We start from the raw sequence: 10,622 nt of genomic DNA on the forward strand, positions 1-10,622 counted from the left end.
GTCGGGAAGCCGCTCGTCGAGCGGGCCCGAACCCAGCCCCACGACCAGGTACTTGCCTCCGTCGCCGTGGTCGCCGAAGTCCCACATGGTGCGCCCCAACAGGTTCCGCCACCGCCTCACCATCACGTCCCGATACGCCCCCGCCTGGTAGTTCGGCTCGTCGAACGCGAACGTCCGCGCGTCGGCGACGCTCGGCAGGTCGACGATGTGCACGCTGCCAGTGAGCACCTCTTCGTCGGCGAACGTCGGGCCTCTAGCGATTATCCCGTCGGCGAAACGGTCCATGTATGCCAGGTGGGCGTCGTTCAGCTCCTCCCGAAGCGGGGTCGAGCCGACGCGGTCACGGTGATAGAAGAAGAATTCCACCGTTGAAGTCTCGCCCACCCTGCTGGCTGGTGGTTGGCACGGTGGCAACATGACAAATCTCAGGGCCGAAATTTGAGATGTGGCGAGACATGACAACTGGAGTTGATGTCTTCCGAAACATGACAAATCTCAGCGCCAGGATTTGAGATGTGAGGCTTGCGCCCCGCCTAAACCTTCCACCAGCCGCGTCGGGGTTTGGCTCTATGTGACACCGCTGTCGGGTTGCGTTTGGTCGCCTTGGCTCGTCGTCGTTTGGTCGACATGGCGCGATACTTCGCGCTGAGGTCTCCTGCCCACCCCATGGTGTGTCGGTAGTGGTCGGTCAAGGGTGTGCAGGGCCATGGTTGCCCGCACTCCCCACACTTCGGCAAGACCCAGACCAATGGGAACAGACCCAAGGCGATGACGGCGCGCAGACGTCGTTTCGGCAGGTGTCGTTTCGGGATGTCGAACTGCTGACCGATCTTGCGTGCCCTGTCGGCCAAAGGCCCGTGTGGGTACATGAGCCCGAAGCGGAGCGTGGGTGCGCTTTCGGGGTCGAAGACCCTCACGTGCACGTCACCCCACGGGCCTTGTTCGGTGTAACTGTGGACAGACATGGCCTCTTGATCCCCCTACTGTTGTTCGCGGGCCTGGGTAATGAACGGCTTCGCGAGTGTGCGGTGTGTCGTCCACATGCCTTGGGCTTGCTTGATCAAGTGCCAGCGCACAGCAGGCTCGGACGCCCAGATGCCGTGTGGCAGGGAGACCTTGAGGACGGGGCGGTAGCTGTCGATGTCCTTGATCGAACCCAGATGCGAGGCGATACCTCGGTGTCCGATCACGTCGAGGTGGACGGTGTAGCTGCCTTCGATCGTGACAGCGGAGACCTGGCGCATGGACGCGGTGAACAGCCCGAGCATGATCACCACAGTGGAATCACTCATCACAGCCACCCACGCCCTGCGTCTGGTCACCTTCGTCGCTGTCGTTCGGGTTCTTGTTGGTGCTTGGTTCCTCGGCCACAGCCGATGTGGTGGGGGTGTGGTCTGCCGCCCCGTCGGGGTCGCCGTCTGCCGCCCCGTTTTCGGGTTCGGTGTTGGCAGGGGCATGGTCGCCGTGGTGGTAGGGCTCGCGAAGGCACCCAGGTGTGGGGCAAAACAGGGTTATGGGTTGCCCGCTTGATTGCGCGTCGCACAACATTGCCATCTCGCGCGTCAGCCCTGGCGTGGTTTCTTCGAACGCCGTGGCCAGTTCGATGGCACGGATACGAGCATCGTGTGGCCCGTGCGCCTTGTATGGCAGCAGCACGCACCAGATCGTTGCTTCACCTTGGGCGGCTTCGAGGTTGGCGGCCGAGTGGTGGGGTGGATTGGCGGGCTCAGTCCACACCAGGAACATGCCGTCCCTGCCACGATGCGCGAACGCCGAATCCACCGACGTGTACCACCCAACGGGACGGCCCACGTCGAGCAGGACGCAGGAGCCGTCGTTGGCTTGCACGCCCTGGAAAGCCACAGTGGTACGTATCCCGTCACCAGGGTCGGTCAATTCGCACAAGGCGAAGCGACGACCTCGCTGGCTACGTGCGGCAGTCGCCAACCTCGCGTGGAGCCCCGAATCCTCGCAGGTGGGTGCGGGAGGTGGTGGCGTCTGGTCGGGCGTCAGGAACTCGACATCGCAGGTACGAAGAAGCATGACAATGTTTCCCTTCTGGACTATTGGTGAATGGTGGTGGGAAGGTGGGGCGGGCGCGCGGGCACGAGACGGTGCTGTTTGGGTGCAGGACGAAGAGACCCGTACAGCACCACCTCGTGTGGTGGAGGAAAACCCCGCGACAACCCGCCCCACTCGCGCGCAGCCCACCTCACACGGGCATGCGCGACTTGTGGAAAAGACTGTGGAAAAGGGCTGGCGTCAGCGCTGGACGGGAATCGACAGGGGCGGGTCATCAGGACGACGACCATTGCCGTGGTGGATGCAGGCCGACACGGGGCAGTTCTGGCCAGGAACCCGACGACGCAGCTGACGCGGGAACGTGGGATCAGCCGACGCCCTACGGGCAGCGATCATCCACCACACCTCCACCTTCAAACGATGGATCGCAGCAACGATGAGGTCCTCGCCGCGCGCTCCCGCAGGTAGTGGGTGCGACAATAGAGCGCGTTCGGTTATCTCCTCCATGAGGAGACCTCCGTTCATTAGGACTGGGGCGGGGCTTTGGTCGCCAAACTTCGGACCCGCCCCAGTCGTTTTCCTCCCGCTTTCGCGGAAGCCTTTCTTCTCTTGTTGCCTGCTCGCGAGCGCTGTCACCGAGTGACTACGTTGTTTGTATCATGTCATTGATACTGGGTCAAGCATGACCCCAACAATTGTTGAAGCGATCGAACGAGGTGGGATCCATTGAGGAAAGAACTAGCGCCATCACTACGCGCGGCCTGGTTGGGGCAGGAGCTCACCAAGATGCGAAAGGCTGCTCGGCTTGACGCTAGGGATGTGAGTTCATACCTCGGTATCAACGCGTCAATCGTGAGTCGAATCGAGAACGGTCGGACGGCACCGACCGAAAATGAAGTCGACAACTACATGAGAGTTTGCGGCGTCAACGATCGCAAGCGTCGCAACGAAATGCTGACCATCTGCCACGACGTCCTTCGCAAAGGCTGGTGGGAGGGCTACAGCGACGACGTCGCTCGAACCCTGATGGACTGCATGTGGTTGGAATCCAAGGCGCTGGAAATCAGGGCATTCGCAGTGTCTACATTGCCAGGACTGTTGCAGACACCAGGCTACGCGAAAGCTGTGATGCGGGCCAACGCTCCTCAAGCTACTTCGGAGGATCTCGACAGATGGCTTGAGGTACGGATGACCCGACAGGTCGTACTTTCCCGCCACGATCCGATCGCGTTTGCCTCGATAATTGATGAGAGTGCCATCAAACGCTTGACCAGTGCCAGACTCGATGCCAAGCCACAGCTCGATTATCTCATCGAGGTGTCAAGGCGTTCCAATATCGACATACGAGTCCTACCAATATCTGAAGGCGTGCACGCAAGTACGGGAGGGGGTTTCGAGGTCCACACGCTGGTGAGCCCCTACCCACAAGTTGCCATACTGCCTACTGCTGCAGGGGATCTGTGCGTTGAAGGTGACGATGTCCAGCGTGTAGTTCAAGCGTATGATTCACTCTTGGAGGTCAGCCTGAACGTGACTGAGTCCAGGAAGTTCATCGTCGCTGAGAGAGACAAGTTGTGAACCATAGCTTGATTCCCACCACCCAAGATCGTGATTCGATCGCACCATTCACGTGGCGTGCTAGCTCTCGCAGTAGCAGTAACGGCGGCCAGAACTGCATCGAAGTCGCGCTGAGGCGCAAGAGCACCCGAAGCGGTAACAGTGGCGGCCAGAACTGCATCGAGGTAAGCCTCTCAAAGCGTCGCTAATCGTTGGTGCTCAACGGTTTCAGCCCTCGGCAAAGACTAACCTTCCGTTGGCCATGGCTATGACCTTGTTGACGAACGCCTCTAGGTCGTCGCCCTTCAGGTTTTCGTGGCTCATGATCGCGTAGGTGAGCATGAAGGACATGTCGGCCAGGTAGTTCGGGTCGACGTCGGGGAGCAGGTGGGTTTCGCCCCGCAGCCCGCGAACGATCGCCTCGATCACCATGGGCTTGAAGTTGTCAGCCCCTTCGGGGAACCGCGCCTTCATCTCGGTGACGTATGCCTGGATCTCCGCAGACCCCGTGCCCTCAGGAAACTTTCGCTTGACCGCGATGATGAGAGCCGCACCCATCAAGGTGTACGCGCGTCGGTCCCCCAGGCGCTCGGCGATGTCTTGGCGCACTTCCATACCAGGCGTAATCGCCGACTCCACGAAGACGGCTTCGTCGGATTTGGTCACGAGATCTCCTGTTCTTTCGGAAAACGACCGATGATGCCGCCGATCTCTTGGCTACGCTTCATCATCGACTGCACTGCCGCGTCGAGTCACTGTTGGGCAGATGAATCGATACATGAATGGGCGATCCGCCGTCCCGTTGGCCCGCAACGCGCTACCGTGGCACCACGCCGTCGTCTCGGAAACGGAACCGTTGTGCCCTCCATCGAAGACAAGCGCCGCTTCGCGGCCCAGGCCGATGCCAAGACCGAATCCATGCAGACGAACCTTGCCGACGCGCAGTCCAGTCTTCGCAGGGCCCTGGCGGGTTTTCATCTCGCGCTGACCCACGAGGGCATCACCGCCGAGCTGACGGCCGAGGTCAATGTTCGCCTCGCCCACGCCGAAACCATGATGCGTCAGCTCAACGATGTTCGGGGTGATCTCAATAACCTGCGCGGCGCCCTGGCGGCGTGGGATCAGGATCTCGAGGACGCCCAGGACCAGGAGTGACGCGTCCGCGTTGAGGACGAATTTCGGCCAGTCATTGTCGGTGGCGGCTGGTTGACTGGCGGTCGTGACAACCATTCAAGAAAAGGCCGAACGCTTCCATCAACTTCACTCGGGCCCGCGGCCGTTGCTGCTGGCCAACGCCTGGGACGGCGCGTCCGCCCGCATCGTTGAGGACGCGGGCGCCGAGGCCATCGCCACCACCAGCGCGGGCGTGGCGTGGACCCTGGGTGCCGCCGACGGCGACCAGTTGAGGCGCGAGCTGGCGATCGAGGCCGTGGCTCGGATCGCTGGCCTGGTGGGCGTTCCCGTGACCGCCGACATCGAGCGGGGCTTCGCCGAGACCGCCAAGGGCGTGGGCGAGACCGTTTCCGCCATCATCGCGGCGGGCGCCGTGGGTGTGAACATTGAGGACAGCACGTCCTCGGCCGAGAGTCCACTGCGGACTATCGAGGAGCAGGCGGAGCGGCTGTCGGCCGCCCGCGCCGCCGCCGAGGCCAGCGGCGTCAACCTGTACATCAACGCCCGCACCGACACCTACCTGCGCGCCGTCGGCGAGGAGTCGACGCGTTTCGACGCCACCGTGGAGCGGGCGCGGGCGTACCTGGCGGCGGGCGCCAGCGGCGTGTTCGTGCCCGGCGTGGTCGACCTGGCCACCGTGGGCGCGCTGTCCGAGGCGATCGACGGCCCGCTCAACATCATGGTGGGTCCGGGTGCGCCGTCGGCGAAGGAGCTCGGGGACGCGGGTGCCGCGCGGCTCAGCCTGGGAGCGGCCATCGCCATGGCGGCGTACGCGCTGACGGCCACCAGCGCCAGGGAGTTCCTGGACGAGGGCACCTATTCGCGGCTGAGCCACGACCTGGACTTCATGTCGCTCAACGGTTTGCTCGCCAAGTAGCGCTCATGCTGGGCTGGCGCGGGTTCGCGTCAGTCCAGCAGGTAGTGCCGCATCAGCGCGCCGTACTGCCGTTGGAGGGAGGTGACGGCGTCGTCGTACGCGCCGCTCAGCTCGGCCGACACCGTGTCGGGGTCGGTGTCGAGCAGCAGCGGGTGCACCCATGCCGCGTAGTCCTTGTGGTCGCCGCGAATGGCCAGCTTGACCAGTCGCCGAGGTGACCGTCCGTTCGACTCCATGACGTCGACGGCCAGGGCGAACCGTCCGTTCCGCGTGTGGGTCGCCGCGTCGGCGGGCGCCCCGTTGAGGCGTCGGCGTTCGGCGGCGAGCCCGCGCAGCACCGCCGCGATCTGCTCCGCCAGCGCGTCGGTCGTGTAGTCCCCCAGCCGAGGGTCGTCGCGAAACTCGAAGTCCAGCAGGCCCTCGGTGTTGGTGGCCGCGGCGATCCGCCCGTCGGGGGAGATGGCCTTGACGCGCGATGGTTCGACAGCGTTGATTTCAGACATGCGACTTCCGTTGGGGTGAAGGGGTGTGGGAACCCATTAGGCCCGCACGCGTTTTGCTGGCGGTTTGCTCGCGTTTGGCGACACGGTCGTCACCCCAGTTGGACCGATCGTTTGGCCAGGCCCATCCAGAACCCGTCGATGACCGAGGCGCGCAGCGCGTCGAGGTCGTTCTCCCCCGCGCCCAGCGTCACGAACAGCGGGGCGAAGTGTTCGGTGCGGGGGTGGGCCATGCGGGCGGCGGGCGCCTTGTGGCCGAAGTCGAGCAGCGCGTCGATGTCATGGGAGGCAAGCGTTTCTGCACCCCAGTCGTCGAACTCCCGCGACCAGGCGGGCGCGCCGTCGGGCGAGCCGTCGCCGCTGCCGGGGTCCAGGGCGGTGAGGTTGTGCGTGAAGAAGCCGCTGCCGACGATGAGGACGCCCTCGTCGCGCAGCGGCGCCAGCCTGCGTCCGATGTCGTACAGCCGCCGCGGATCGAGGGTCGGCATCGAGATCTGCAGAACGGGGACGTCGGCGTCGGGGTACATCTCGACCAGCGGCACGTAGGCGCCGTGGTCGAGCCCGCGCTCGGGGACGTCGTGGGTGTCGGCGACGAGGGATCGCACCCTCGCCGCGAGTTCGGGCGCGCCGGGGGCCGGATAGGTGACGCGGTAGTAGTGCTCGGGGAAGCCCCAGAAGTCGTAGACCAGCGGGACGGTGCCCGTGGCGCCGATGGCCAGCGGGGCGTCCTCCCAGTGCGCCGAGACCATGAGGATCGCCTGGGGTTTCGGCACCTCGGACGACCATTCGGCGAGTTGGCCCGGCCAGATCGGGTCGTCGGCCAGCGGGGGCGCGCCGTGGCTGAGGTAGATCGCGGGCATGCGGGACATGGCGCCTCCACTGTCGACGAGCTCGGGCCGGGCTGCCAGCCTATCGCCGCGGCGGGCCGTTGTCGCGCCGTCCGGCGGAGGGTCGAACTCGTAAGGCAATCTGCTTGTCCTACCGCCCTATTGTTGACAAACGTTTTCGTGAAATCTGACTGTTTTGCCCGTATATGTCGGCACAAAAGAGGACGAAATTCGGCTTCATTTTTGTCGGTTACTCTAGGGTTCATGCCCCGAGCAGACGCAAGTGAGACAGTCACCCAGGTCCACCGGGCATCGAACCCCGTGTTCGAACCGCCATCGATCGACGACGGCGCGGACCTGTGGACCCTGGCCCGTGACTGCCAATCCCTCGATGTGAATTCGCGGTACGCGTACCTGTTGTGGTGCCGCGACTTCGCCGCGACGTCGATCGTCGCGCGCGATTCCGGCCGCCTGGCCGGTTTCATCACCGGGTACCGACGGCCCGACCGCCCCGACACCTTGTTCGTGTGGCAGGTCGGCGTCGCCGGGCACATGCGTCGCCAGGGGCTGGCCCGGCGAATGCTCGATCGCCTCACCGATCGCCTTGTCCCCCAAGGCGTTTCGCGGCTGGAGGCGACCGTCACGCCGGACAACCACCCGTCCACGCGCCTGTTCACCTCGTTCGCGGAAGCGCGCGGGGCCATTCTGGCGCGGGACGAGCTGTTCAGCGAGCGGATGCTCGGCGAGGGGCACGCGAGCGAGGTCCTGTTTCGGATCTCGCCGCTGTCGCCGTCGTCGTTAGGTCCGCAAGCCCCGGTAGCGCGCCGAACCGGGCGTGGCGCGGCACATCGCCGCGGCCCACGTAGAACGGCAGCCAAAGGCCGACTTCCGAGAAGACTTATGAATGTATTCGAAGAAATCGAATCCGAGGTCCGTTCCTACTGCCGAGGCTGGCCAACGGTTTTCGTCAAGGCCAACGACGCGACGGTCGTTGACGAGGACGGGAAGTCCTACACGGACTTCTTCGCCGGTGCCGGTGCCCTCAACTACGGGCACAACCATCCGGTCCTGAAGGAAGCGCTGCTGGAGTACCTCGCCGGTAACAACATCGTCCACGGGCTGGACATGTACACCGACGCCAAACGCCAGTTCCTCAAGCGCTTCCGCGACGGCATCCTCGAGCCGCGCGGCCTGGATTACAAGGTCCAGTTCCCGGGGCCGGCGGGCAACAACGCCGTGGAGGCGGCGTTGAAGCTGGCCCGCAAGATCACCGGCCGCGAGACGGTCATCAGCTTCACCAACGGCTTCCACGGCATGACGCTGGGGGCGCTGGCGGTGACCGGCAACTCGATGAAGCGCGGCGGCGCCGGGGTTCCCTTGAACCACACCGCGACCATGCCGTACGACGGCTATATGGACGGCCAGACCCCCGACTTCCTGTGGCTGCGCAGCCTCCTGGAGGACGCCGGCTCCGGCCTCGACAAACCCGCCGCCGTCATCGTCGAGACCGTGCAGGGAGAGGGCGGCGTCAACGTCGCCAGCGCCACCTGGCTGCGCGGGCTGTCCCAGCTGTGCACCGAGCACGGCATCCTGCTCATCGTCGACGACATCCAGATGGGTTGCGGCCGAACCGGTCCCTTCTTCAGCTTCGAGCGGGCCGGGATCCAGCCCGACATCGTGACGCTGTCGAAGTCCCTGTCGGGGTACGGGCTTCCCTTGGCCCTCACCCTGATGCGCCCCGAGCTCGACGTGTGGGAACCCGGTGAGCACAATGGAACGTTCCGGGGCTTCAACCCTGCGTTCGCCACCGCGACCGCCGCCATCGACACCTTCTGGTCCGACGCCGTGCTGCCCGAGACGACCGCGCGCAAGGGCGCGCTGATCGACGAGCGGCTGTGCGACCTGGTCGCCGAGCAGTCGGACACCGAGCTGAGCGTGCGCGGCAGTGGAATGGTGCAGGCCCTGGCCTTCGCCGACCCGAAGCTCGCCGCCGCCTCCCGCGCCGAGGCGTTCTCGCGCGGGCTGCTCGTGGAGGGCGCCGGCGTCAACGACGAGGTCGTCAAGCTACTTCCGCCACTGACCATTGCGGACGAACAGCTCGAGTCGGGGCTGGACATCCTGGCCGAGTCCGTCCGCGTCGCCATCAAGGAGGCTTCATGATCGTCCGCAGGCTCGACGAGATCATCGGCACCGACAAGGACGTGCTCGGGCACGACCGCGACGTCGCCGAGGGCACCTGGAGATCCCGCCGGCTGCTGCTGGCCAACGACAGGGTGGGCTTCTCGCTGCACGACACCGTGCTGTTCGCCGGGACCGAGACGTCGATGTGGTATGCCAATCACGTCGAGGCCGTCTACGTCATCGAGGGACACGGTGAGCTCACCGACCACGAGACCGGGAAGAAGTACGAGCTGTCTCCCGGCACCATGTACCTCCTCAATGGGCACGAGCGGCACACGTTGAGCGCGCACACCGATGTGCGCACCGTGTGCGTCTTCAACCCCCCCGTGACCGGACGCGAGGTCCACGACGCCAACGGCGTCTACCCACTTCTGACCGAAGGAGACTGACCAGTGACCATTCAAGACATATACCCCAGCCGCGCCGGCCGCCAGCCGGTGATGATCTACCGCACCGAGGACCCGGTCGCGTACGGCACCGCCTCCGACGGCCCGATCGTCGCCGAGGAGCTGGAGGGCTACGCCGACAACGGTTTCCTCACCATCGACGAGCTCATCGAACCGGAGGAACTCGCCGGTTACCAAAACGAACTCAACCGGCTGCTGGTCGACGAGGCCCTCAACGGCGACGAGCGCGTCGTCCGCGAGAAGGACTCGCGCGAGATCCGCTCGATCTTCGAGGTGCACAAGATCTCGGAGATGTTCGGCAAGCTGCTCACCGACGAGCGCGTGGTGGGCCGGGCCCGCCAGATCCTCGGCTCCGATGTGTACATTCACCAGAGCCGCGTGAACTACAAGCCGGGCTTCGGAGGCAACGGCTTCTACTGGCACTCCGACTTCGAGACCTGGCACGCCGAAGACGGGATGCCACGGATGCGGGCGGTCAGCATCTCCATCGCGCTGACCGACAACTACTCGTACAACGGCGCGCTGATGATCATGCCCGGTTCGCACAAGACCTTCGTGTCCTGCGTGGGCGAGACCCCCGACGACCACTACCGGGAATCGTTGAAGGAACAGGAGATCGGCACGCCCGACCAGACGTCGCTGTCGGTGCTGGCCGAAAAGCACGGCATCGAGGTGTTCACCGGGTCCGCGGGCTCGGCGACCATGTTCGACTGCAACTGCATGCACGGGTCCAACGGCAACATCACGCCGTTCCCGCGCTCCAACATCTTCGCGGTGTTCAACAGCGTGGAGAACGCCTGCATCGAACCCTTCGGGGCCGAAAACCCGCGCCCGCCGTTCATCGGCTCGCGCGACTTCACACCCATTCCGCGCTGACCGACGCGGATTCGTGGCCGTTCCGTTGTCGCAGCGGGGCGGCCACGATCATGTCCGCACGGCGGATACCGTGTGCGGATGCGACAGGAGTTCAAAGACCGCGCCGAACGCATCGTCGACGCGCTGCTGGAATCCGACCCCGAGACGGCGATGTGGGCGGGCGACCACCGTTTCGACGACCGGCTGCCGAACTACTCGCCGC

The 10,622-nt window shown here is 64.7% G+C and carries 13 protein-coding genes; 7 read left to right on the forward strand and 6 right to left on the reverse strand.

The window, feature by feature from the left end:
• The 3 genes from VE172_RS03355 to VE172_RS03365 all read right to left on the reverse strand — a co-directional run.
• A partial coding sequence (locus VE172_RS03355; protein ID WP_324797156.1) for a YciI family protein occupies positions 1 to 366 on the reverse strand: 366 nt, incomplete at its 3' end.
• A 614-nt stretch (positions 367 to 980) separates the two neighbouring features.
• On the reverse strand, positions 981 to 1,292 hold the full coding sequence (locus VE172_RS03360) for a hypothetical protein (RefSeq protein WP_324797159.1): 312 nt from the start codon (positions 1,290 to 1,292) through the stop codon (positions 981 to 983).
• Positions 1,285 to 2,043, reverse strand: a complete 759-nt coding sequence (locus VE172_RS03365; RefSeq protein ID WP_324797162.1) for a hypothetical protein — start codon at positions 2,041 to 2,043, stop codon at positions 1,285 to 1,287. The genes VE172_RS03360 and VE172_RS03365 overlap by 8 nt, the downstream gene beginning before the upstream one ends.
• Positions 2,044 to 2,787: 744 nt before the next feature.
• On the opposite strand from VE172_RS03365, the gene VE172_RS03370 reads away from it, so the two are divergent.
• On the forward strand, positions 2,788 to 3,600 hold the full coding sequence (locus VE172_RS03370; RefSeq protein ID WP_324797185.1) for a helix-turn-helix domain-containing protein: 813 nt from the start codon (positions 2,788 to 2,790) through the stop codon (positions 3,598 to 3,600).
• Entirely contained in the window at positions 3,597 to 3,788 is a 192-nt protein-coding gene (locus VE172_RS25350; RefSeq protein ID WP_349258236.1) for a DUF397 domain-containing protein, read from the forward strand. Before VE172_RS03370 ends, VE172_RS25350 begins: the two co-directional genes overlap by 4 nt.
• Positions 3,789 to 3,807: 19 nt before the next feature.
• Here VE172_RS25350 and VE172_RS03375 read toward each other — a convergent pair whose 3' ends face one another.
• Positions 3,808 to 4,245: a hypothetical protein gene (locus tag VE172_RS03375; protein WP_324797165.1), complete on the reverse strand. Its 438-nt coding sequence runs from the start codon at positions 4,243 to 4,245 to the stop codon at positions 3,808 to 3,810.
• 192 nt (positions 4,246 to 4,437) lie between these two features.
• On the opposite strand from VE172_RS03375, the gene VE172_RS03380 reads away from it, so the two are divergent.
• Together VE172_RS03380 and VE172_RS03385 are read left to right on the forward strand one after the other, a co-directional pair.
• Entirely contained in the window at positions 4,438 to 4,734 is a 297-nt protein-coding gene (locus VE172_RS03380) for a hypothetical protein (RefSeq protein ID WP_324797168.1), read from the forward strand.
• A 64-nt stretch (positions 4,735 to 4,798) separates the two neighbouring features.
• On the forward strand, positions 4,799 to 5,629 hold the full coding sequence (locus tag VE172_RS03385; RefSeq protein ID WP_324797171.1) for an isocitrate lyase/PEP mutase family protein: 831 nt from the start codon (positions 4,799 to 4,801) through the stop codon (positions 5,627 to 5,629).
• 29 nt (positions 5,630 to 5,658) lie between these two features.
• Here the strand turns inward: VE172_RS03385 and VE172_RS03390 are convergent, their stop codons facing one another.
• A complete protein-coding gene (locus VE172_RS03390; protein WP_324797173.1) occupies positions 5,659 to 6,132 on the reverse strand; it encodes a hypothetical protein in 474 nt (157 codons plus the stop codon).
• A gap of 89 nt (positions 6,133 to 6,221) precedes the next feature.
• Complete coding sequence (locus VE172_RS03395; protein ID WP_324797176.1) at positions 6,222 to 6,998, reverse strand: dioxygenase family protein; 777 nt, start codon at positions 6,996 to 6,998, stop codon at positions 6,222 to 6,224.
• A 279-nt stretch (positions 6,999 to 7,277) separates the two neighbouring features.
• Between VE172_RS03395 and ectB the strand changes: the two genes are divergently transcribed.
• The 3 genes from ectB to thpD are packed head-to-tail and all read left to right on the forward strand — an operon-like array spanning position 7,278 to position 10,420.
• Positions 7,278 to 9,116 (forward strand): diaminobutyrate--2-oxoglutarate transaminase, encoded by a 1,839-nt coding sequence (gene ectB, locus VE172_RS03405; RefSeq protein ID WP_349258237.1) that lies wholly within the window; start codon positions 7,278 to 7,280, stop codon positions 9,114 to 9,116.
• Positions 9,113 to 9,526 (forward strand): ectoine synthase, encoded by a 414-nt coding sequence (locus VE172_RS03410; RefSeq protein WP_324797179.1) that lies wholly within the window; start codon positions 9,113 to 9,115, stop codon positions 9,524 to 9,526. Before ectB ends, VE172_RS03410 begins: the two co-directional genes overlap by 4 nt.
• A 51-nt stretch (positions 9,527 to 9,577) precedes the next feature.
• Positions 9,578 to 10,420, forward strand: a complete 843-nt coding sequence (gene thpD / locus VE172_RS03415) for an ectoine hydroxylase (RefSeq protein ID WP_349258238.1) — start codon at positions 9,578 to 9,580, stop codon at positions 10,418 to 10,420.
• The last annotated feature ends 202 nt before the right edge of the window (positions 10,421 to 10,622 follow it).

The organism is Stackebrandtia sp., from assembly GCF_035643755.1.
GTDB lineage: Bacteria > Actinomycetota > Actinomycetes > Mycobacteriales > Micromonosporaceae > Stackebrandtia.